We start from the raw sequence: 23,210 nt of genomic DNA, 5'->3' as shown, positions 1-23,210 counted from the left end.
CGGGGCAGCGCGCTGCGGAGCCGTCCGCCCGACCGGCGGACGTGACCGACATCGAGCCAGACCCAGACCCAGCACCACCCGGACACCATGCACCACCCGGAACTTCAGGAAGGCGAGAGCACATGACGCCCCCGCACAACTACCTCGCCGTAATCAAGGTCGTCGGTATCGGCGGTGGCGGCGTGAACGCGGTCAACCGCATGATCGAGCAGGGACTCAAGGGAGTCGAGTTCATTGCCGTCAACACCGACGCGCAGGCCCTGCTCATGTCGGATGCCGACGTCAAGCTCGACGTCGGCCGCGAACTGACCCGCGGACTCGGCGCCGGCGCAGACCCGGAGGTCGGCCGCAAGGCCGCCGAGGATCACAAGGACGAGATCGAAGAGGTGCTCAAGGGCGCCGACATGGTCTTCGTGACCGCAGGCGAGGGTGGTGGAACCGGTACCGGCGGCGCTCCCGTCGTCGCGAGCATCGCCCGCAAGCTCGGTGCGCTCACCGTCGGTGTCGTCACGCGTCCGTTCTCCTTCGAGGGCAAGCGCCGCGGCAGCCAGGCCGACACCGGCATCCAGACGCTGCGCGAGTCCTGCGACACGCTCATCGTCATCCCCAACGACCGGCTCCTCCAGCTCGGCGACGCCGCCGTCAGCCTCATGGACGCCTTCCGCTCCGCCGACGAGGTGCTCCTCAACGGTGTCCAGGGCATCACCGACCTCATCACCACCCCGGGTCTGATCAACGTCGACTTCGCCGACGTCAAGGGCGTCATGTCGGGTGCCGGCTCCGCATTGATGGGCATCGGTTCGTCGCGCGGTGAGGGTCGTGCGATCAAGGCCGCGGAGGCCGCGATCAACTCGCCGCTGCTCGAAGCGTCGATGGAAGGCGCGCGCGGTGTTCTGCTGTCGATCGCCGGCGGATCCGATCTCGGCCTGTTCGAGATCAACGAGGCCGCCTCGCTCGTGCAGGAGGCCGCGCACATCGACGCCAACATCATCTTCGGCACGGTCATCGACGACTCGCTCGGCGACGAGGTCCGCGTGACCGTCATCGCCGCCGGTTTCGAGGGCGGAACGCCCACTCGTCGTCCCGTCGAGGTGGGGCAGCAGCAGCCGGGACAGGCGCAGCAGCAGCCCCAGCAACAGCAGCAGCCGACCGGTCGGCCCGGTGCGATCGGCGTGGCGCGTGCCGGCGAACTCGGCCGTCCCGAGCGCGAGCCCGTCGAACCCACCCCGGTGCGTGAGCAGCCCCCCGTCGGCAACCAGCCGCCGGCCGGAGGCGGCAACGCACCTCGCAGTGTGGACATCGACGACGACGGTGACGACGACGTCGACGTGCCGATCTTCATGCGCCGTTGACGGCTCCGCACCGCCTGCTGCGCGCCCGCCGGGTCGTGACCACACGAGCCGGCGGGGTGTCCGCAGCTCCGTACGACAGTTTCAACCTCGCCGACCACGTCGGTGATGATCCGGCCGCAGTCGCCGCCAACCGGCGGCGGCTCGCGTCCGTCATCGGGCTGCCGCCCGAGCGGTTCGTCTGGATGGAACAGATCCACAGCCGCAACGTCACCGTGGTCGACGGGCCGGTGTCCGAACCCGTTCCTGCCACCGATGCGCTCGTCACCCGCGAGACCGGGCTCGCGCTCGTGACCCTCAGCGCCGACTGCGTGTCGATCCTGCTGTCCGACGAGGTGGCCGGGGTGATCGCCGCGGTGCACGCCGGCCGGGTGGGGGCGCGCATCGGGATCCTCCCGCGCGTGCTCGACGTCATGGTCGATCTCGGCGCCCGCCCCGATCGCATCGGCGCGCTGCTCGGACCGGCCGCGAGCGGCCGGCAGTACGAGGTGCCCGCGGCGATGAGGGCCGATGTCGAGGCACACCTGCCCGGCAGCGCGACCCGCACGAACCGCGGTACTCCCGGACTCGACCTGCGTGCCGGACTGCGCCGCCAGCTCGCCGATCACGGCGTGACCGCCGTGGTGGAGGATCCGCGCTGCACGATCGAGGACACCTCTCTGTTCAGTCACCGGCGCTCGGCACCCACGGGTCGGTTCGCCTCGGTCGTCTGGCTCGAGGAGGCCGGCGAGGAGGGAACGGCGTGAGCGCCCCCACCTCCGAGGAGCGGCGCGACGAACTCGCCGGACGTCTCGCCGCCGTACGCGAGCGGCTCGACGCCGCGGCGCGCGCGGCCGGACGTGATCCGTCGGACGTCGCGTTGCTGACGGTCACCAAGTTCTTTCCCGCCTCCGACGCCGTGCTCCTCCACGAGCTGGGATGCGAACGCTTCGGCGAGTCCCGCGAGCAGGAGGCGAGCGCGAAGATCGCCGAGTTCCGGGAGAGCGTCACCGCGCCGGTGGAGTGGCACATGATCGGGCGGGTGCAGCGCAACAAGGCCCGTGCCGTCGCCCGCTGGGCGCACACGGTGCACTCGGTCGACAGTCTCCGTCTCGTGCAGGCCTTCGAGAAGGGGGTGCGGGCCGCCCTCGACGCCGGCGAACGCACCGCCCCGCTGCGGGCGTTGCTGCAGGTCAGCCTCGACGGCGATCGGGAGCGCGGTGGCGTGGTCGCCGAGGATCTTCCCGCCCTCGCCGAGGCGGTCGCCGCGTCCGAGGTCCTCGAACTCGGAGGCCTGATGGGGGTGCCGCCGCTCGGGTGGGAGCCCAAGCGGGCATTCGAGCAGCTGCACGACATGCACGCCCGGTTGCTGCAGGACCACCCGGCGGCGGCGGAGTTGTCCGCCGGCATGTCGGGTGACCTCGAACACGCGGTTCGATGGGGTTCGACGTGCGTGCGTGTCGGAACGGCCGTCTTGGGGTATCGACCGTTAGCCTGAATGACATCCGCCGCGCGAGGGAAAGGCGATCGATGAGCACACTCCACAAGTTCAAGGCGTACTTCGGGATGGTGCCGCTCGAGGATTACGAGGACGAGTACCTCGACGATCCGGCGAGTGGCCGCCGCGACCGTAATCGCGACTACGGCGAGGCCACCTACGGCGGCTACGCGCCGTCGCACCGCGACGAGTACGCCCCGTCGCACCGCGAGGAACCGGTTCGCGAGTTCGAGCACGACGAGTTCGACCGGTACGAGCCGGCACCGCGTCCGCGGGTCGAACCCATCACGGCCCGCAGCCCCCGTCCGGCGCCCACCCCGGCCCGCGCGGTTCCCAGCCGTGCACCACTGACGGCCGAGAGCCGGCTCGAGCGTGCCGAGCCTCGGCGTGGTGCGCTCTTCGACGAGGGAGGTCCGTTGTCCAAGATCACCACGTTGCGCCCCCGCGACTACAGCGAGGCGCGCACGATCGGTGAGCGTTTCCGCGACGGAACGCCGGTCATCATGGACCTCGTCGAGATGAGCAACGCCGACGCCAAGCGTCTCGTCGACTTCGCGGCCGGGCTCGCCTTCGCGCTGCGCGGTTCGTTCGACAAGGTGGCCACGAAGGTCTTCCTGCTCTCGCCCGCCGACATCGACGTCTCCGCCGAGGAACGTCGGCGTATCGCCGAGACCGGCTTCTACAACCAGCAGTAGTCGACGCGCGCTGCGCAGGCGTGCACACGGCACGTCCGTCGCCGCATGCCCGCCGCTGTCCCTCGAGCGTCCCGACACGCCCGGCCATGATGCAGATCACTGCAGGCCGGGCGTTTCGGTTTTGATCGACCCGTCATCGTCGGGCATTGTGGGCAGGTGGCCGTTTTCGAGGTGCTGTGGTTCCTGCTGTTCATCTTCTGGCTTCTGCTGATCGGACGGATCATCGTCGAGTTCATCAGAACCTTCGCGCGGGAGTGGAAGCCGTCCGGCTTCGTGGTCGTCGTTCTCGAGGCGATCTTCACGGTCACGGATCCGCCGGTGAAGCTGCTGCGGAGACTGATTCCGCCGCTCAATCTCGGTGGTGTACGGCTCGATCTGTCCATCATGGTCTTGCTGTTCATCGTGTATTTCCTCATGGCATTCCTGCCCAGGGGCGGCGCAGCATGATGCCTGTGTCCGACGTCGTGTCGGGCCGTCCCGGAGCTGCCGTGTGCCACAATGGAGTGCCATATACAGTGGGTTTTGATACGCGTAACGCACTGTCGATTACTCAGAACGCCTGCTTGACCGCTTACTCGACGCGTGAAGGGATCCTTCCATGCCGCTGACACCAGCTGATGTGCACAATGTCGCGTTCAGCAAGCCTCCGATCGGGAAGCGTGGTTACAACGAGGACGAGGTCGACGCCTTCCTCGATCTCGTCGAGCAGGAGTTGACGAACCTCATCGAGGAGAACGCCGACCTGCGTCAGCGGGTCGCCGAACTCGACCAGGAGCTCGCCGAGGCCAAGAAGGCGCCGCGCAGCGCGTCGTCGTCCGCGCCGGCGGCCCCGTCCAAACCCGAACCCGCACGTGTCGTGGAGACACCCAAGCCGGAACCCGCTCCGGCGCCGGCTCCGGCACCCGCCCCGGTCGCCGCGGCACCGTCGAGCGGCGACGCGAGCATGCAGGCCGCCAAGGTCCTCGGACTCGCGCAGGAGATGGCCGACCGCCTCACCGGCGACGCCAAGGCCGAGGCCGAGGAGCTCGTGCGCAACGCCCGGACCAACTCCGAGCAGCTCGTCTCCGACGCCCGCACCCGCAGCGAGGCGATGATCGCCGACGCGCGGCAGAAGTCCGACGCGATGCTCGCCGATGCGCGCACCCGCTCGGAGACCCAGCTGCGTCAGGCCAAGGAGAAGGCCGATGCGCTGCAGGCCGACGCGGAGAAGAAGCACACCGAGATCATGGCCACGATCAACCAGCAGCGTTCGGTGCTGGAGGAGCGCATCGAGCGGCTCAAGACGTTCGAGCGCGAATACCGGGTGCGCCTGAAGTCCTACCTGGAGTCGCAGCTCGAAGAGCTCGAGCAGCGCGGTTCCGCCGTTCCGGTGGACGGTGGACAGGAAGTGTTCAACCAGTCCAACTCGTCGTCGTCGTTCGGATCGTCGTCCTTCGCGAAGGGCAACAGCTGACCGACGGTCTCTCCGGCTGGTGCTGTACGGCCTGGTGCTGTACCTCGGTAGAGGAGGAGCGTCGTGCTCGTCGTCACGCTGGTACTCGCAGCTGTCGGATTCGGTCTTCTCGTGATCGCGTTGATGACCGGTTCGGTGCTCTGGGCATGGGGTTGTATCGCGGTGTGCGTCGTGGGAGCGGTGCTCCTGCTGGCGAGCGCACTCGGCGGACGGAGTTCGGCCGAAGGTGAGTGGGCCGATCCCCGTTCCGTCGGGCAGGCCGGCACCTCGGGCGGACGTCCCGGTCGACGCGCACCGCGCCGGCGTCCCGGCGACCGGAATTCGTCGGATCGCTGAAGCGTCCTACAATATGCATCACCGAGCGTGAAGCTCGATCCCGCGATCGCGGGCGGCGTCGATCCGGCCATCACCGGGGAGCCTCCGGAAGAACGGCGACCTTGCCGGTCGCCCAGTAGAACCGGACGGGTGGGCCCGTCACAGCCCGAACGAGTGGCCGTCCCTCGGGACGTGCAAGCGGGGTGGTACCGCGGTGGCCGTGCACGCGTACGGCGATCGTCCCCGTGCCGAGACGTATCCAGGCACGGAGGAGCCACGCTGTGACCGAGAACCACGCTGCACCGGATCCCACCGCAGCAACCGCCGGCAGTACTGCCGGATATCCGCGCGTCGACTACGACCTGCCGCGCGATTCGGGTGTCGACTTCCCGGCGCTCGAGGAGCGTGTGCTCGCACAGTGGGCCTCCGACGGCACCTTCGAGGCCTCGCTGCGCAACCGCGACGGCGCCGACGAGTTCGTCTTCTACGACGGCCCGCCCTTCGCGAACGGCCTCCCGCACTACGGGCACCTGCTCACCGGCTACGTCAAGGACGTCGTCCCGCGCTTCCAGACCATGCTCGGCAAGAAGGTCGACCGCCGTTTCGGCTGGGACTGCCACGGCCTGCCCGCCGAGCTCGAGGCGGAGAAGCAGCTCGGCATCAAGGACAAGTCCGAGATCGACTCGATGGGACTGGCCGAGTTCAACGCCTACTGCAAGCAGTCGGTGCTGCGCTACACCGGTGAGTGGCGCGACTACGTCACCCGTCAGGCCCGCTGGGTCGACTTCGACAACGATTACAAGACCCTCGACCTCGACTTCATGGAGTCGGTCATGTGGGCGTTCAAGTCGCTGTACGAGAAGGGCCTGATCTACCAGGGCTTCCGCGTGCTGCCCTACAGCTGGTACGAGCAGACGCCGCTGTCGAACCAGGAGACCCGCCTCGACGACGCCTACAAGATGCGTCAGGACCCGGCGGTCACCGTCGACATGGTGCTGCGCGCACCCGGCTCCGAACTCGACGGCGCGTGCGCGCTCATCTGGACCACCACGCCCTGGACCCTGCCGTCCAACCTCGCGATCGCGGTGCACCCCGAGATCGAGTACGTCGCCGTGCGCGGCGCCGACGACAAGACCTACGTGCTCGCGCAGGACCGTCTCGGCCACTACGCCCGCGAACTCGGCGAGGAGCCCGAGGTGCTCGGCCGTTACCGCGGCACCGACCTCGTCGGCCTCGCCTACGAGCCGCCGTTCGACTTCTTCACCGGCCGTGAGAACGCGCACCGGGTGATCGCCGCCGATTACGTCACCACCGAGTCCGGTACCGGAATCGTCCACCTCGCACCGGCTTTCGGTGAAGAGGACATGGAGTACTGCCAGCGCAACGGCATCGAGCTCGTGCAGCCGCTCGATCCGGGCGGCAAGTTCACCTCGATGGTGCCGCCCTACGAGGGCCTGCAGGTCTTCGACGCCAACCCGGTCATCATCAAGGACCTCAAGGCCGCCGGAAAGCTGTTGCGGCACGAGACCATCGAACACTCCTACCCGCACTCGTGGCGGTCGGGTCAGCCGCTGATCTACATGGCGGTGCCGTCGTGGTTCGTCGCCGTCACCCGTTTCCGCGACCGCATGGTCGAGCTCAACCAGCAGATCACGTGGGTGCCCGAACACATCCGCGACGGTCAGTTCGGCAAGTGGCTCGAAGGCGCCCGCGACTGGAACATCAGCCGTAACCGCTACTGGGGCAGCCCGATCCCGGTGTGGGTCTCGGACGATCCGGAGTACCCGCGCGTCGACGTCTACGGTTCGCTCGACGAACTCGAACGCGACTTCGGTGTGCGGCCCACCGACCTGCACCGGCCGATGATCGACGAACTGACCCGGCCGAATCCCGACGACCCGACCGGGAAGTCGACCATGCGTCGCGTCCCCGAGGTCCTCGACTGCTGGTTCGAGTCCGGCTCGATGCCGTTCGCCCAGGTGCACTATCCCTTCGAGAACCGCGACTGGTTCGACACCCACTACCCGGGCGACTTCATCGTCGAGTACAACGGCCAGACCCGCGGCTGGTTCTACACGCTGCACGTCCTGGCCACCGCGCTGTTCGACCGTCCCGCCTTCAAATGCGTTGCCGCCCACGGCATCGTCCTCGGCGACGACGGCCTGAAGATGAGCAAGTCGAAGGGCAACTACCCCGACGTCAACGAGGTCTTCGCCCGCGACGGCTCCGACGCGATGCGCTGGTTCCTCATGTCCTCGCCGATCCTGCGCGGCGGCAACCTCGTCGTCACCGAGCAGGGCATCCGCGAGGGCGTGCGGCAGGCGCTGCTGCCGTTGTGGAACGCATGGAGCTTCCTGCAGCTGTACGCGTCGAAGCCGGGCACCTGGCGGACCGATTCGACGAACGTGCTCGACCGGTACATCCTCGCCAAGCTCGCGCAGACCCGCGACGTCATCACCGAGGCACTCGAGACCGTCGACATCGCCGGGGCGTGCGACGAGCTGCGCACCTTCTGCGACGCGCTGACCAACTGGTACGTGCGCCGCTCCCGGAACCGGTTCTGGGACGAGGACACCGACGCGATCGACACCCTCCACACGGTGCTCGAGGTCGTCACGCGCCTGGCCGCGCCGTTGCTGCCGATGGCCTCCGAGGTGATCTGGCGGGGTCTGACCGGTGGCCGGTCGGTGCACCTGGCGGACTGGCCTGCGGCCGACGACCTGCCCTCGGATCCCGCGCTCGTCGCGGCGATGGACGAGGTGCGCGGTGTGTGCTCGACCGTGCTGTCGCTGCGCAAGGCCCAGAAGCTGCGCGTGCGGCTGCCGCTGCCCGAGGTGACGGTCGCGACGCCGGGTTCGTCGCATCTCGATCCGTTCGTCGACCTCATCAAGGACGAGGTCAACGTCAAGCGGGTCGTGACCACCGACGACGTCGAGGCCCACGGCCGGTTCGAGGTGGTCGTCAACGCGCGTGCCGCCGGTCCGCGTCTGGGCAAGGACGTGCAGAAGGTCATCAAGGCCGTCAAGGCGGGCGACTGGACGCAGGCGGAGGACGGCACGGTCACCGCGGCCGGCATCGCCCTGCTGCCCGAGGAGTACACCAGCCGTCTCGTCGCGGCCGAGCCGGAATCCACCGCCGCGCTGCCGGGTGGCAACGGCCTGGTGGTCCTCGACACGGCCGTCACCGAGGAACTCGAGGCCGAGGGTTGGGCCAAGGACCGCATCCGCGAGTTCCAGGACGCGCGCCGCAACCTCGGCCTGGAGGTCTCCGACCGCATCTCGGTGCGGTTCGAGGTTCCCGCCGAACGCGCCGAATGGGCTGCCCGCCACCGGGATCTGATCGCCGGCGAGATCCTCGCCACGACCTTCGAACTCGGTGCTCCCGAGGGCGAGGCGATCGAACTCGGCGAAGGAACCCGCGCGTCCATCGTCAAGGCGTGACCGGGCCGGTGCTTCCGGAAGGGCCGAGTGCCCTTCCGGAAGCACCGACCTGCGGCCTCCCACCGGACGTGTGGGTGCGGCGCACTAGTCTCGACACGTGCCCGCTTCCGTGAGTCGGCGCTGGGTGTTGCACCTGGATCTCGATGCGTTCTTCGCGTCCGCCGAGCAGTTGACCCGGCCGACCCTGCGGGGCCGGCCGGTCCTCGTCGGTGGGCTCGGTGCCCGCGGGGTGGTGGCCGGCGCGAGCTACGAGGCCCGCGTCTACGGTGCGCGCTCGGCCATGCCGATGAGCCGCGCACGCCGCCTCGTCGGACCGGCGGCGGTCATGCTGCCTCCGCGCGGAATCCTGTACCGCGAACTGAGCGGACTCGTCTTCGACACCCTGCGCGCCCGGATCCCGATCCTCGAGACCCTCTCGCTCGACGAGGCGTTCGCCGAACCTCTCGAACTGGCCGGCGCCGACGCCGACGAGGTCGAACGCTTCTGTTCGGAGCTACGCGAACACGTCAGGGAGAAAACAGGTCTCGTCGCCTCCATCGGAGCCGGATCGGGTAAGCAGATCGCGAAGATCGGATCCGGTCTCGCGAAACCGGACGGGTTGCTCGTCGTCCGGCCCGAAGGCGAACTTCCGCTCCTGCACAGCCTGCCGGTGCGCAAGCTGTGGGGGATCGGTCCGGTGGCCGAGGACCGGTTGCGGCGACTCGGTATCGAGACCATCGGAGATCTCGCGGCGCTGCCCGTCGCCGAGGCGGCGTCGATCCTCGGCGGCACCATCGGGCCGGGACTGCACCGGCTCGCCAACGGATTCGACGACCGGCCCGTCGCCGAACGCGCCGAGGCGAAACAGGTCAGCGCCGAGACCACCTTCCCCACGGACATCGTCGCGATGCCCGGACTGCGACGGGCGATCGCCGCGTCCGCGACCGCCGCGCACACGCGCCTGCGCAAGGACGGGCGTGCCGCCCGCACGGTGGTGCTCAAGCTGCGTAAGGCCGACATGTCGGTGCTCACCCGGTCGTCGACCCTGCCCTACGCCACCGAGGACGTGCAGGTGCTCACCGCCGCCGCCCAGCGCCTCGCGCTCGATCCCCTCGAGATCGGTCCCGTCCGGCTCGTCGGGGTGGGCTATGCGGGTCTGTCCGCGATCGCGCAGGACACCCTGTTCCCCGAACTGGACCGGACGACGACCGAGGAGACCGGGCCGGCCGAGGAGGACGACGAGGAGCGCGTCGCGGCGAGCGGACCGGCCACGCGGTGGACGCCGGGCGCCGACGTCTGCCATCCGGAATTCGGGCACGGATGGGTGCAGGGTGCGGGGCACGGTGTGGTCACCGTCCGCTTCGAGACACGCAGCACGGGTCCGGGACCAGCGCGGACGCTCGACGAGAACGATCCCGACCTCACTGTCGCCGATCCGCTCGCGAGCCTGAACTGAAACATGTTCCCGGCGCCCTCGTGGTCTTCTTACTACCGCCGGGTACTCTTGCGGGCGATCCGCTGCCGGATGACCGAGCACGACGAACACATCGTGCACGACCGAACGAGAAGGACGAGAAGTTGAAGCTTCGCAAGATCACCGTCGCCACCGTGGCGCTCGCCGCCGCCCTCACGATGTCCGCCTGCAGCTCGGACGACGGCGGTAGCTCCTCCGAGACGACCGCGAAGACCAGCACGACCACGACCGCCGCGGCCCCGGCCGTCGACTACCCGCCGGTGCCGACCGTCGAGGAGCTCAACGCCGATCTCGCGCGCGCCTTCGACCTGAGCGTCCCGGCCGCCGAGAAGACCGACCTGGTCCAGGGCGCCGAGGAGGATCCGGAGCTGATCAACATGGTCGCCCAGGCGGCCAACGACGCCGGTGTGCAGGTCAACGTCGTCGACGTGACCGACAACGAGAACGGCACGATCACCGCCGGTGTCGAGATGGCGCTCGCGGGCAGCGACCAGCCGTCCTTCGGCACGGTCGACTTCGTCGCCGAGGACGGCACCTGGAAGGTGTCGAAGGACTACGCGTGCTCCATCGTCATCAACATGGCGCAGCTGCAGTCCCCGGCCTGCGCGTGATGTAGTACTCGTCCCGAACGACCCGACGGCCGGCGCGGAATGTCCGCGCCGGCCGTCGGCGTTCGTCGGTCCGTCTCCCGGACTACTGCTCCGGGGTGTTCCAGCCCACCCGGTCGACCTGCGACTGCGACAGGCGTGTTCCGCCGTCCGGCTCGACGTAGGTCTGATCGCCCCGCACCGTCAGTTCTCCGCCGACGGGCAGGGGGAGCGACGCGTCGATCGTCATCGACCCCTCACCGGCCATCGTGTACTGCTCGATGTCGAGACGGCCCTGCCCGTTCGGCAGCACCCAGGTGGACTCGCGCGGTGTCTGTTCGACCCTCACGTCGACCGTGATGCGGTCGTCGTCCCGCTCGACGAGCGTCGCCGTCCCGACCTGGTCGAGGGTGATCCCCGCGCTCATCACCTGCTGGTGGATCTCCCACACGGCGCCGACACCGACGGCTTCCTCCGGGAACGAGACGATGCGGTAGACGGCCTGGTAGAACGCCTGCTCGATCGCCGACCGTGCGATGTTCGCCGCATCTGGAGCGGGCTCGAGGCGCAGCGCACTGATCGCGCCGGTCGGCCCGATCGTCAGTCCGGCTCCGGAACCCTCTGCATCGGCCAGCGCGGAGCCGAGCGTCTCGTCCGGCGACGTGGCCGATCCGACGGTGATGTCGACCACGGTGCTCGGATTCTCGTCGGAGACCGCCTGCTCGACCGTCGCCGAGAGCGGAAGGGTCAGCTCGGGAGTGGAGAAGTCCTGCTGCGGGTCGTCGCCGACGCGCTGGAAGACCTCGGACCGGGTGGTGAGGACGACGCCCTGCTGCATTCCCGCCTCGGGTGCGAGCCGCACCACCGATCGGGGTTCGGCGCCGGGGTCGAGCACCGTCGTGGTCACTGCCGACACCGGCACCGTCACCTCCGTCGATGTCGCCGCCGTGACGGCGGGCGCGCCGTCCGAAGGACCACCGCAACCGGCGACGAGAGCGGAGAGGGACAGCACAGCCGCGAGGGCACATGGCCCCGAGCGGGGGAATCTGGACAGCGCAGGCACGCCACCCAGGGTAGCCACGGCGGGTGGGGGAACCGCCGCGGTCGTCCGGTAGGGGATGATGGAGCGGTGACGAACGAAGCTTCCCGACCCGACCGCGACGCGGAGACGCCGGTTCCCGGTCGTGCCGACGAGCCGTCCCCGTCCATCGGCCGGCGCATGCTGCGGCCGCTGCTGCTCGTGGCGCTCGTCGTCTACGTCGCGGATCTGGTGACGAAGGTGCTCGCCGTCCACTACATCGACCCCGCCGACCCGATCTCGATCGTCGGCGACACGATCACCCTGACACTCGTCCGTAATCCCGGTGCCGCGTTCTCCATGGCCACGGGCATGACCTGGCTGCTCACGCTGGTCGCGATCGCCGTCGTCGTCGGTGTCGTGAAGATCGGCCGGACCCTGAGATCGGGATGGTGGGCACTCGGCCTCGCCCTCGTCCTCGGGGGAGCGCTCGGCAATCTCACCGACCGTCTGTTCCGCTCGCCCGGACCGCTGCAGGGCCACGTCGTCGACTTCGTGTCGGTCGGATGGTGGCCGGTGTTCAACGTCGCCGACTCGGCCATCGTGTGCGGAGCGATCCTGCTCGTGGCCCTGACCGTCTTCGGCGTCGAACCCGACGGTGGTGCCTCGAAGGGCCGGGGCGCAGCGCCGGATGCGGACGAAACGAGAAAGGAATCACACCAGTGAGGGAAACCCGCGCGATGCCCGTACCCGACGGGCTCGACGGGATGCGTGTCGATGCAGGCCTCGCGCGCCTGCTCGGTCTGTCCCGGACCGTGGTCGCCACGCTCACCGAGGAGGGCGCCGTCGTGGTCGACGGCGCGGCGGTGGGCAAGTCCGACCGACTGTCCGCCGGCTCCTGGCTCGAGGTGGAACTGCCCGAGCCGCCCCGCCCCCTGACCATCGAGGCCCAGCCCGTCGAGGGCATGGAGATCCTCTACGCCGACGACGACATCGTCGCGGTCGACAAGCCCGTGGGTGTCGCCGCCCACGCGAGCGTCGGCTGGACCGGACCGACGGTGATCGGCGGCCTCGCCGCCGCCGGCTACCGGATCTCCACGTCCGGCGCCCACGAACGCCAGGGCATCGTGCATCGGCTCGACGTGGGCACCTCCGGCGTCATGGTGGTCGCGACGTCCGAACGTGCCTACACCGTCCTCAAGCGCGCGTTCAAGGAACGCACGGTCGAGAAGCGGTACCACGCGCTCGTCCAGGGGCATCCCGATCCGAGCAGCGGCACCATCGACGCCCCGATCGGCCGCCATCGCAGCAGCGACTGGAAGTTCACGGTCACCGCAGACGGCAAGCCCAGCGTGACGCACTACGACACGATCGAGGCGTTCCAGGCCGCGAGCCTGCTCGACATCCATCTCGAGACCGGTCGCACCCATCAGATCCGGGTGCACTTCTCGGCGTTGCGTCATCCCTGCTGCGGCGACCTCACCTACGGAGCCGACCCGCGTCTCGCGGCGCGTCTCGGTCTCGAGCGGCAGTGGCTGCACGCGTGCACCCTCGGGTTCTCGCACCCCACGCGTGGGCACTGGGTCGAGATCACCAGCAAGTACCCGCCGGATCTCGAACACGCGCTCGCCGTGTTGCGCAACGCCTGACCGATGGGACGCGTCCTGCCCTGGGCGGCGGTCGTCGTTCTCGTGGTCGCCGTGCTCGTCGCCGGGTGGACCTCACCGCCGCGGCCGACCCCGGTCGGCAGCGACACCCTCGGTCCCGACAACGGGGAAGTGGTCGCCGACTATCTGGCACGGGCCGCGGACAGCCTGGCCGAGGCCGAGGCGGACGGAGACCTCGAACACTGGGGACTGGTGTCGTTCACCGACACCGTCGGCATCGACCGGGTCGTCGAACTCACCGACGAGGTGCGCGTGGCGCAGGTGCTCCTCCGTGTGCCGATCGACCGCGTCCAGACACCATTGGTGCCGGTCGCGGTGCCGGAGAACGCGGAGGCGGTGCGTCGTGCCCCCTCGGTCGCCGCGGGCCGGCTGAGCCTGGTGGAGTTCGGGACCGAACGCGCCGCACGGGTCGGGGCGGTCTCCGCGCAAAGTCTTGCCGACGGCTGCGACTGTGTCGTCGCGGCGGTGCTCCGTGGCACTCCCGCACAGTTCCGGGCCGTCGCCGACGCGCCGGACGTGCGGGCCGTGGAGGTCCTGCCCGCCGACGCGATCGCCGGACGCTTCGCGGTGACCCCGTTGCTGCCCACCCACGTCGAGACGGTCGTGCCCGGACCGGACGACGGGGAGGTGTGAAGGCGCGGTGCGATCCCGTCCCGAAACGGCGGTGTCTCGAACAGCGGTGTCTCGAAACGACGGTGTCTCGAAACGACAGCGCAACGGCGGCGCCGTAGGGTGAGCCGGTGAGCGACTCGGGGCAACAGGGCGACTCGGGGGAACGGAACGACTCGGGGCAGCGGAACATCGTGCGCACGGGGGTGCTGTGCGGTCTGGGCGCCTACGGATTGTGGGGACTGTTCCCCGCCTACTTCGGTCTGCTCGAACCCGCCGGCGCCGTCGAGATCCTCGCGCACCGCGTGCTGTGGACCCTCGTGCTCATGCTGATCGTGCTCGGCGTCATGGGACGCCTGGGCACCCTGCGCGGCCTGTCCGCCCGCACCTGGGGCCTGGTCGCCGCGGCGTCCACCGCGATCGCGGTCAACTGGGGCGTCTACATCTACGGCGTCGTCTCGGGCCGGGTCGTGGAGACCGCGCTCGGCTACTTCATCAACCCGCTCGTCAGCGTGGTGTTCGGTGTCCTGTTCTTCCGGGAACGACTGCGGCCGGCGCAGATCGCGGCGCTGGTGCTCGCGGTGTGCGCGGTGGTGGTCATCACCGTCGACTACGGCCGACCGCCGATCATCGCCCTGACCCTGGCGCTGTCGTTCGCGTCCTACGGGGTGATCAAGAAGATCGTGCCGCTCGATCCGCGCACCTCCCTCACAGGGGAGGGGATCGTCGCGGCCCCGTTCGCGCTCGGGTACGTGATCTTCCTCGCGGTGACCGGCACCGGCACCTTCCTCGGGCACGGCATCGATCACACCGCCCTGCTCGTGTCGGCGGGCCTGGTGACCGCCGTACCGCTGCTGCTCTTCGGCGCGGCCGCACAGCGGGTCCCGCTCGCGACACTCGGCATGCTGCAGTACCTCACGCCGAGCCTGCAGATGACGTGGGGTGTGGTGGTGCTCGGAGAGGACATGCCCGCCTCGCGGTGGATCGGTTTCGTCCTGATCTGGATCGCACTGGCGGTCTACAGCACGGACGCGCTCGTGCGGGCCCGTCGTCAGCGTGCCGTGGTCACCGCGGAGCCTCGCGCGGCTTAGACTCGTCTCTGCCCACAGACATCCCGGGAGAGGCACGCGTGGCTGACTCGTTCGTTCATCTGCACACCCACACCGAGTACTCGATGCTCGACGGTGCCGCGAAGGTCGGACCGTTGTTCAAGGAGGCCGAACGGCTGGGGATGCCGGCCGTGGGCATGACCGACCACGGAAACATGTACGGCGCCAGCGAGTTCTACAACGTCGCCAAGAAGTTCGGCATCAAGCCGATCATCGGTATCGAGGCGTACGTCGCGCCGGAGTCGCGCTTCTCCACCAAGCGTGTGCAGTGGGGCGATCCCGGCCAGAAGTCCGACGACGTCTCCGGCTCGGGTGCCTACACCCACATGACGATGGTCGCCGAGAACTCGACGGGTCTGCGGAACCTGTTCAAGCTGTCCTCGCTCGCGTCGATCGAGGGTCAGCTCGGCAAGTGGGCCCGTATGGACGAAGAGCTCATCGCCCACCACCACGAGGGCATCATCGCCACGACCGGCTGCCCGTCGGGCGAGATCCAGACGCGCCTGCGCCTCGGCCACGAACGCGAAGCGCTCGAGGCCGCCGCGAAGTGGCAGGAGATCTGGGGCAAGGACAACTTCTTCCTCGAGCTGATGGACCACGGCCTGTCCATCGAGCGCCGGGTGCGTGAGGGCCTGATCGAGATCGGCCGCAAGCTCGACATCCCGCCGCTGGTGACCAACGACTGCCACTACGTCACCAAGGATGCGGCCGCGAACCACGAGGCGCTGCTGTGCATCCAGACCGGTAAGACCCTCTCCGACCCCACCCGCTTCAAGTTCGACGGCGACGGCTACTACCTCAAGTCGGCGCAGGAGATGCGCGAGCAGTGGGACCGCGAGGTGCCGGGTGCGTGCGACAACACGCTGCTCATCGCCGAGCGCGTGCAGTCCTACGAGGACGTGTGGACCCACCGCGACCGCATGCCGGTCTTCCCGGTGCCGGAAGGGGAGACGCAGGCGAGCTGGCTGCACAAGGAGGTCATGCGCGGCCTCGACCGGCGCTTCCCCGCCGGCCCGCCCCGCGAGTACGTCGAGCGCGCCGAGTACGAGATCAGCGTCATCAACCAGATGGGCTTCCCCGCCTACTTCCTCGTCGTCGGCGACCTCATCAACCACGCCCGCGAGGTCGGAATCCGCGTCGGCCCCGGCCGTGGTTCGGCCGCCGGTTCGCTCGTCGCCTACGCGATGGGCATCACCAACATCGACCCGATCCCGCACGGTCTGCTGTTCGAGCGGTTCCTCAACCCCGAGCGCGTGTCGATGCCCGATATCGATATCGACTTCGACGATCGCCGCCGCGGTGAGATGGTGCGCTACGCCACCGAGCGGTGGGGCAACGACAAGGTCGCCCAGGTCATCACGTTCGGCACCATCAAGACGAAGGCCGCGATCAAGGACTCCGCGCGAGTGCAGTTCGGCCAGCCCGGATTCGCGATCGCCGACCAGATCACCAAGGCCCTGCCGCCGCCGATCATGGCGAAGGACATCCCGGTCTCGGGTATCACCGACCCGAGCCACGAGCGCTACAAGGAAGCCGCGGAGGTCCGCCAGCTGATCGAGTCCAATCCGGACATCAAGAAGATCTACGACACCGCCCTCGGACTCGAGGGCCTGATTCGCAACGCCGGCGTCCACGCCTGCGCGGTGATCATGTCGTCCGAGCCGCTCATGGACGCGATCCCGCTGTGGAAGCGCGCGCAGGACGGCGCGATCATCACCGGCTGGGACTATCCGTCCTGCGAGGCCATCGGCCTGCTGAAGATGGACTTCCTCGGTCTGCGCAACCTCACCGTCATCGGCGACGCGATCGAGAACATCAAGGTCAACCGCGGGATCGATCTCGACCTCGACACCCTCCCGCTGGAGGATCCGGCGACCTACGAACTGCTCGCGCGCGGTGACACGCTCGGCGTGTTCCAGCTCGACGGCAGCGCCATGCGCGACCTGCTGCGCCGCATGCAGCCCACCGGCTTCGAGGACATCGTCGCCGTGCTCGCGCTGTACCGCCCCGGCCCGATGGGCATGAACGCGCACAACGACTACGCCGACCGCAAGAACGGGCGGCAAGAGGTCAAGCCGATCCACCCCGAGCTCGAGGAACCGCTCAAGGAGATCCTCGCCGACACCTACGGCCTGATCGTCTACCAGGAGCAGATCATGCAGATCGCTCAGAAGGTGGCCGGTTACTCGCTCGGACAGGCAGACCTGCTGCGTCGCGCGATGGGTAAGAAGAAGAAGGAGATCCTCGACGAGGCCTACGACGGCTTCGCGCAGGGCATGAAGGACAACGGCTTCTCGCAGGCGGCGATCACCGCGCTGTGGGACACCGTTCTTCCCTTCGCCGGTTACGCGTTCAACAAGTCGCACGCCGCCGGCTACGGTCTCGTCTCGTTCTGGACCGCCTACCTCAAGGCGAACTACCCGGCCGAGTACATGGCCGGTCTGCTCACCTCTGTCGGCGACGACAAGGACAAGGCCGCGGTCTACCTGTCCGACTGCCGCAAGATGGGCATCACGGTGCTGCCGCCGGACGTCAACGAGTCGCACACCAACTTCATGTCGGTGGGTGAGGACATCCGGTTCGGCCTCGGCGCCGTCCGCAACGTCGGCACGAACGTGGTCGCCTCGATCATCAAGGGACGCGAGGAGAAGGGTCGCTACACCGACTTCTCCGACTACCTCAACAAGATCGACACCGTCGCGTGTTCGAAGAAGGTCACCGAATCCCTCATCAAGGCAGGCGCATTCGACTCGCTCGGGCACCCGCGCAAGGGATTGATGCTCGTCCACGCCGACGCGATCGACGCGGTGATGAGCACGAAGAAGGCCGAGGCGATCGGCCAGTTCGACCTGTTCGGCGGCGACGACGCCGACGAATCCGTCGCCGCGGTGTTCAACGTCCGCATCCCCGAGGAGGAATGGGACACCAAGCACCGACTCGCCCTCGAACGGGAGATGCTCGGCCTGTACGTCTCCGGGCACCCGCTCAACGGCGTCGAGCACGTCCTCGCGTCCCAGGCCGACACCCAGATCCCCGCGATCCTCGAAGGCGCGCTCAAGGACGGCAGCCAGGTCACCGTCGGCGGCATCCTCGCCTCGGTGAACCGGCGCATCAACAAGAACGGTCTCGCCTGGGCGTCCGCGCAGCTCGAGGACCTCACCGGTGGCATCGAGGTGCTGTTCTTCCCGCAGTCCTACGCCGTCTACGGCATGGACGTCGTGGAGGACTCGGTGGTGCTGGTCAAGGCCCGGGTGTCGATCCGCGACGACCGGATCTCCCTGATCGCCAACGATCTCGCCGTCCCCGACCTGTCGCAGATCGGGGTCGCGAAGCCGGTCTCGGTGTCGATGCCCACCCGGTTGTGCACCCCCGACAAGGTCGGTGCCCTCAAGAACGTGCTCACGCGCCATCCCGGTTCGTCCGACGTGCACGTGCGGCTCATCACCGGCAGCAAGGTCACCGTCCTCAAGCTCGACGACAGCCTGCGGGTCGAAGCGTCGTCGGCGCTCATGGGCGACCTCAAGGCCCTGCTCGGGCCGGGCTGCCTGGCCACCTAGCGGTCCGCCGCGCGGCGCGAGCCCTTCGGTGAGCGCCGCGCGGGAAGCCGGGGTCGGCCGGTTCGCCTACGCGCGCCGTGTGTGCTGCTGGATCCTGCGGACCCACCACACGACGACGGTGACCGCAGCGGCACCGAGGACGGCGCTCTGGACGCTGGTGGTGACGACGAGGACCACGAGCAGGGTCAGGAGACCGGCCGCGAGTGCTTCGAGCTTGTACAAAGGCCAGATCGTGCCGGCGATGTCCACACCGTCGGTGCGCTCACGGCGTATCCGGGTATCGAGCACGGACATCGCGGTGCACCTCCTGTGGACAGGGCGGCTGTAGGCCGCGCGGAATTCTTTCTTCAGGATAGGCGCAGGGAAGAGTTCGGGCCACCGAACTCGGCGATCGGGCGGCGACTGTCACAACAAGTGTGTTGACTGGTCGGTATGCCACTGCACGGAGAATACGAACCGAGTCCCGTCGAATGGAGCGCCAAGCAGGTCGAGGAGTACGAGTCGTCGGGCGGAACCCGCGGCACGACCCTCCAGGGGCGGCCGGTCATCATCCTGACCACGGTCGGCGCCAAGTCCGGCAAGCTCCGCAAGATCCCCCTCATGCGGGTCGAGCACGAGGGCAGGTACGCCGCTGTCGCCTCGCTCGGCGGGGCGCCGAAGCATCCCGTCTGGTACCACAACATCGTCGCGAACCCGCACGTCGAGGTGAGGGACCACACCGAGGTATGGGACATGACCGCCCGCGAGGTCCACGGCGAGGAGAAGGCGCAGTGGTGGGAACGTGCCGTCGAGGCGTTCCCGCCCTACGCGGAGTACCAGGAGAAGACCGACCGCGAGATCCCCGTCTTCGTTCTCGAACCGGTCGAGGGCTCGTAGACCGGGCACGATCGGACGGACTGTGCTGCCACCCCTCGATGCGGGTCCCGCCGTGGTGGGCGAATCGGGGGAGTGGCAGCATTGACGGGTGACCTCCACTTCGCGAACAGCAGAACCGACGCTTGTGACCGCCGTGCCCCGCGCGGCCGACATCGATGCGGCTGCCGAGCGAATTTCGGAGGCGGTCGCCCCCACGCCGCTCGAGCGCAGCCCTCGACTCTCGGCGCTCGTGGGCGCAAACGTCTACCTCAAGCGTGAGGACCTCACCCGGGTGCGGTCCTTCAAGCTCCGTGGGGCGTACAACGCCATGGCGCAGCTCGACGCGGCCGAGCGCGCCGCGGGCGTCGTCACGGCCAGCGCCGGTAATCACGCGCAGGGTGTCGCCTACGCGTGCCGGGTGATGGGAATCCAGGGCCGGATCTACGTGCCCACCCGCACGCCCAAGCAGAAGCGCGATCGGATCCGTGTCCACGGCGGCGACAGCGTCGAACTCATCGGTGTCGGCGACACCTTCGACGCCGCGGCTGCAGCGGCAGCCGACGATGCGATCCGCACCGGGGCGACGATGATCCCGCCCTTCGACGACGCCCGCACCGCTGCCGGGCAGGGCACCATCGCGCGCGAGGTCCTCGAACAGCTCGACGGCGATCTCGACGTCGTGCTCGTCCCCGTGGGAGGGGGCGGCCTCATCGCCGGTGTCGCCGCCTATCTGCGCGAGAGGTCCCCACGTACGTCGATCGTCGGCGTCGAGCCGGCCGGCGCAGCGTCGATGACCGCCGCGCTGGTCGCGGGCGGTCCCGTCACGCTGCCGGAGGTCGAGCCGTTCGTCGACGGTGCTGCGGTCAAGCGGATCGGTGACGTCCCCTACGCCGTCGTCTCCGAACTCGGTGCCGAGGTCGTGTCCCATTCGAGCCTGCCGCTCGTGGCCACGCTGCGCCGGGAGGGGCTCGGCCGGGCCCCGTTCGGGATGACCCAGATCGACGAGGGTGCGCTGTGCACCACGATGCTCGATCTGTACCAGAACGAGGGCATCATCGCCGAGCCCGCCGGCGCCCTGTCCGTCGCTGCCCTCGAGTCGATCTCGGTGCAGCCCGGAGCGAACGTGGTGTGCCTGGTGTCGGGCGGCAACAACGACGTCTCACGCTACGGCGAGATCATCGAGCGGTCGCTCGTCCACCGCGGGCTCAAACACTATTTCCTCGTGGACTTCCCCCAGGAGCCCGGCGCACTGCGCCGGTTCCTGGACGAAGTCCTCGGACCGGACGACGACATCACCCTGTTCGAGTACGTCAAGCGCAACAACCGGGAGACCGGCGCTGCCCTCGTCGGTATCGAACTGGGTGCCGCGGAAGACCTTTCGGCCCTTCTCAATCGCATGGACGCGTCGCCGATCGACGCGCAGCGACTCGAGCCGGGGTCGCCGGCCTACCGTTATCTCACCTAGTCGGAGCCGCTACCAGGGTGAGCACACCAGCCAGGGGCCGAACCAGAAGCAGTCGGGACGCCACGGATTGTCCCAACGGCGGTCCCAGTCCCTGTTGTGGTGCTTGCCGTGGTCGCGATCCTTCCAGTGATCGTTGTCGTGGTGCTTGTCGTAGCCGCGGTGGTCGTGGTTGACGGCGACGACGCCAGGGGAGGTGTCGACCACCGGTGACGCCGAGGCAACCCCCGCAGGGGCGAGGACGAGGGCGGTGCTGAGGAATACGCTCGCCAGAATCTTCTTGGGTTTCATGGTGATTCACCTCGAGAATTCGACGGTACTTGAGACGGTACTCGCCCACTCGTGGCATAATCAACGACTTTTTCGCCTGACGAACGTTATCGGCGTGGCGTTTCGGGTGCCTCCAGGATCGCGAAGGACCAGCCCGGGATCAGCACTGCGGACTCGGTGCGGTTGACCACCGGTTCGTCCCACCAGAGCAGCGGCCTCCCGCCGACCGGAACGGTGACGGGGTCGGGTCCGAGATTGCACGCCACGCGCAGCGCACCGCGGTGCACGACGAGCCATTTCTCGTCCTCGTCGTACGTCACGTGCACGTGCTCGAGCCAGGGATCGGTGAGCTCGGCGCGGTCCCGCCGGAGCGCGATGAGCGCGCGGTAGCACTCCAGCAACCGGGCGTGCCCGTCCTCGTCGCGTTCGTCCCAGCGGAGCTTCGAGCCGATGAAGGTCTCCGGAGCCTGCGGGTCGGGTACGTCGGCCGCGTCCCAGCCGTGTTCGGCGAACTCGCGCCGGCGACCCTCGACGACGGCGGCGGCGAGTTCCGGTTCGGGATGCGACGTGAAGTACCGGAAGGGTGTGCTCGCACCCCACTCCTCGCCCATGAACAACATCGGAGTGAACGGGGAGGTGAGCACGAGGGCGGCCTTGAGTGCGAGCTGACCGGGTTCGAGATAGGCACCCGGCCGGTCGCCGAGCGCCCGGTTGCCGACCTGATCGTGCGTGCAGGTGTAGGCGACCAGACCGCTCGCCGGTGTGCGCCGGGTGTCGAGCGGGCGCCCGTGGACCCGGCCTCGGAAACTCGAGTACGTCCCGGCGTGGAAGAAACCGTGCCCGAGCGTGTACGCGAGGCAGTCCAGGGAACCGAAGTCGCCGTAGTAGCCCTGCCGTTCACCGGACACCGCCGCGTGGATCGCGTGGTGGACGTCGTCGGCCCACTGTGCGTGCAGTCCGTATCCACCGCCGGGCCGGGGAGTGATCAGCTTCGGATCGTTGAGGTCCGATTCGGCGATCAACGACAGGGGGCGACCGAGATGGGCGGACAAGCGGAACGTCTCGACCGACATCTCCTCGAGGAGGTGGGTGGCGGTGTGGTCGATGAGCGCGTGCACGGCGTCGAGCCTGAGCGCGTCGATGTGGAACTCGCGGAACCAGCGCAGCGCGTTGTCGAGGATGTACCGGCGTACCTCCCCGGATCCGGGGAGGTCGAGGTTGATGTTGTCGCCCCAGATGCCCGGCGCCGCGGAGAGATAGGGGCCGAAGCGCCCGAGATAGTTCCCCGACGGACCGAGGTGGTTGTAGACGACGTCGAGCGCCACTGCGAGGCCGCGCGCGTGGGCGGCGTCCACGAAACGCTGCAGGGAGTCGGGGCCGCCGTAGGGTTCGTGCACCGCGTACCAGAGCACGCCGTCGTAGCCCCATCCGTGGGTGCCGTTGAACGCGTTGAGCGGCATGAGTTCGACGAACTCGACGCCGAGGTCCACGAGTTCGTCGAGACGCTCGATCGCCGAGTCCAGAGTGCCCTCGGGTGTGAAGGTCCCCACGTGCATCTCGTAGACGATGCTTCCCGTCAGCTGCCGGCCGGTCCAGCCGTGGTCGGTCCACTTCGACTCGTCGAGCACGTGCAGCTGCGACGGCTCGTGCACGCCCTCCGGCTGGCGCGGCGACCGGGGATCGGGAAGGACCGTCCCGGTGTCGTCGTCGAGCACGAAACCGTATCGGGCGTCGGGAGCGACCTCGACGGTGGTGCGCCACCAACCGTCGCCGTCGCGTTGCATGTCGTGGAGCCGTCCGTCGGCGAACAGCCGGACGGACGACGGGATCGGAGCCCAGACCTCGAAGGTGTGCACTCGACCAGCATGCCGTGTCGACGGCGCCGGTGCAGGGG

At 68.7% G+C, this 23,210-nt stretch carries 21 protein-coding genes; 17 read left to right on the top strand and 4 right to left on the bottom strand.

Features of this window, described 5'->3' with window-relative positions:
* The first annotated feature begins 122 nt into the window (after positions 1-122).
* From ftsZ to ACPCXD_RS14640, 10 genes are all read left to right on the top strand, one after another.
* Positions 123-1,352 carry a cell division protein FtsZ gene (gene ftsZ, locus ACPCXD_RS14685; protein ID WP_160875766.1) on the top strand — a complete coding sequence of 410 codons (1,230 nt, stop codon included), beginning with the start codon at positions 123-125 and terminating at the stop codon, positions 1,350-1,352.
* The gene (gene pgeF, locus ACPCXD_RS14680) at positions 1,349-2,095 is read left to right on the top strand and encodes a peptidoglycan editing factor PgeF (protein ID WP_016691805.1); all 747 of its coding nucleotides are present in this window, start codon (positions 1,349-1,351) and stop codon (positions 2,093-2,095) included. The genes ftsZ and pgeF overlap by 4 nt, the downstream gene beginning before the upstream one ends.
* Entirely contained in the window at positions 2,092-2,826 is a 735-nt protein-coding gene (locus ACPCXD_RS14675; protein ID WP_423660103.1) for a YggS family pyridoxal phosphate-dependent enzyme, read from the top strand. The genes pgeF and ACPCXD_RS14675 overlap by 4 nt, the downstream gene beginning before the upstream one ends.
* Before the next feature lie 32 nt (positions 2,827-2,858).
* Entirely contained in the window at positions 2,859-3,521 is a 663-nt protein-coding gene (locus tag ACPCXD_RS14670) for a cell division protein SepF (protein WP_160875770.1), read from the top strand.
* Between the two features lie 156 nt (positions 3,522-3,677).
* Entirely contained in the window at positions 3,678-3,968 is a 291-nt protein-coding gene (locus tag ACPCXD_RS14665) for a YggT family protein (RefSeq protein WP_006554132.1), read from the top strand.
* 151 nt (positions 3,969-4,119) lie between these two features.
* Positions 4,120-4,974 carry a DivIVA-like cell division protein Wag31 gene (wag31, locus tag ACPCXD_RS14660; protein WP_016691808.1) on the top strand — a complete coding sequence of 285 codons (855 nt, stop codon included), beginning with the start codon at positions 4,120-4,122 and terminating at the stop codon, positions 4,972-4,974.
* A gap of 63 nt (positions 4,975-5,037) precedes the next feature.
* Positions 5,038-5,310, top strand: coding sequence for a hypothetical protein (locus ACPCXD_RS14655; RefSeq protein ID WP_088898463.1), 273 nt, complete (start codon positions 5,038-5,040; stop codon positions 5,308-5,310).
* A gap of 260 nt (positions 5,311-5,570) precedes the next feature.
* On the top strand, positions 5,571-8,729 hold the full coding sequence (gene ileS, locus ACPCXD_RS14650; protein ID WP_160875772.1) for an isoleucine--tRNA ligase: 3,159 nt from the start codon (positions 5,571-5,573) through the stop codon (positions 8,727-8,729).
* A 124-nt stretch (positions 8,730-8,853) separates the two neighbouring features.
* Positions 8,854-10,164 carry a DNA polymerase IV gene (locus tag ACPCXD_RS14645; RefSeq protein ID WP_160875902.1) on the top strand — a complete coding sequence of 437 codons (1,311 nt, stop codon included), beginning with the start codon at positions 8,854-8,856 and terminating at the stop codon, positions 10,162-10,164.
* Positions 10,165-10,286: 122 nt separating this feature from the next.
* Complete coding sequence (locus tag ACPCXD_RS14640; RefSeq protein ID WP_006554127.1) at positions 10,287-10,793, top strand: WKL family lipoprotein; 507 nt, start codon at positions 10,287-10,289, stop codon at positions 10,791-10,793.
* An 82-nt stretch (positions 10,794-10,875) separates the two neighbouring features.
* On the opposite strand, the gene ACPCXD_RS14635 is transcribed toward ACPCXD_RS14640, so the two are convergent.
* Entirely contained in the window at positions 10,876-11,832 is a 957-nt protein-coding gene (locus tag ACPCXD_RS14635) for a hypothetical protein (RefSeq protein WP_229565038.1), read from the bottom strand.
* 66 nt (positions 11,833-11,898) lie between these two features.
* On the opposite strand from ACPCXD_RS14635, the gene lspA reads away from it, so the two are divergent.
* From lspA to dnaE, 5 genes are all read left to right on the top strand, one after another.
* Positions 11,899-12,513, top strand: coding sequence for a signal peptidase II (gene lspA, locus ACPCXD_RS14630; protein ID WP_423660099.1), 615 nt, complete (start codon positions 11,899-11,901; stop codon positions 12,511-12,513).
* A gap of 14 nt (positions 12,514-12,527) precedes the next feature.
* On the top strand, positions 12,528-13,436 hold the full coding sequence (locus ACPCXD_RS14625) for an RluA family pseudouridine synthase (RefSeq protein ID WP_016691814.1): 909 nt from the start codon (positions 12,528-12,530) through the stop codon (positions 13,434-13,436).
* Between the two features lie 3 nt (positions 13,437-13,439).
* Positions 13,440-14,087, top strand: coding sequence for a hypothetical protein (locus ACPCXD_RS14620; protein WP_160875774.1), 648 nt, complete (start codon positions 13,440-13,442; stop codon positions 14,085-14,087).
* A gap of 167 nt (positions 14,088-14,254) precedes the next feature.
* Entirely contained in the window at positions 14,255-15,154 is a 900-nt protein-coding gene (gene rarD / locus ACPCXD_RS14615) for an EamA family transporter RarD (RefSeq protein WP_026061060.1), read from the top strand.
* A gap of 38 nt (positions 15,155-15,192) precedes the next feature.
* Entirely contained in the window at positions 15,193-18,729 is a 3,537-nt protein-coding gene (dnaE, locus tag ACPCXD_RS14610) for a DNA polymerase III subunit alpha (RefSeq protein WP_160875776.1), read from the top strand.
* 66 nt (positions 18,730-18,795) lie between these two features.
* Here dnaE and ACPCXD_RS14605 read toward each other — a convergent pair whose 3' ends face one another.
* Entirely contained in the window at positions 18,796-19,023 is a 228-nt protein-coding gene (locus ACPCXD_RS14605) for a hypothetical protein (protein ID WP_160875778.1), read from the bottom strand.
* A 138-nt stretch (positions 19,024-19,161) separates the two neighbouring features.
* On the opposite strand from ACPCXD_RS14605, the gene ACPCXD_RS14600 reads away from it, so the two are divergent.
* Positions 19,162-19,605: a nitroreductase family deazaflavin-dependent oxidoreductase gene (locus ACPCXD_RS14600; protein ID WP_016695726.1), complete on the top strand. Its 444-nt coding sequence runs from the start codon at positions 19,162-19,164 to the stop codon at positions 19,603-19,605.
* 124 nt (positions 19,606-19,729) lie between these two features.
* Entirely contained in the window at positions 19,730-21,049 is a 1,320-nt protein-coding gene (gene ilvA / locus ACPCXD_RS14595; RefSeq protein ID WP_016695725.1) for a threonine ammonia-lyase IlvA, read from the top strand.
* Positions 21,050-21,058: 9 nt separating this feature from the next.
* Here ilvA and ACPCXD_RS14590 read toward each other — a convergent pair whose 3' ends face one another.
* Both ACPCXD_RS14590 and treZ read right to left on the bottom strand, forming a co-directional pair.
* On the bottom strand, positions 21,059-21,337 hold the full coding sequence (locus ACPCXD_RS14590; protein ID WP_016695724.1) for a hypothetical protein: 279 nt from the start codon (positions 21,335-21,337) through the stop codon (positions 21,059-21,061).
* An 86-nt stretch (positions 21,338-21,423) separates the two neighbouring features.
* Positions 21,424-23,172, bottom strand: a complete 1,749-nt coding sequence (gene treZ / locus ACPCXD_RS14585; protein WP_160875780.1) for a malto-oligosyltrehalose trehalohydrolase — start codon at positions 23,170-23,172, stop codon at positions 21,424-21,426.
* Positions 23,173-23,210: the final 38 nt, after the last annotated feature.

It is taken from the genome of Rhodococcus sp. AB351, assembly GCF_049538275.1.
In the GTDB taxonomy this organism is placed as follows: Bacteria; Actinomycetota; Actinomycetes; order Mycobacteriales; family Mycobacteriaceae; genus Rhodococcus.
This window is presented reverse-complemented; position numbering and strand designations above follow the sequence as displayed.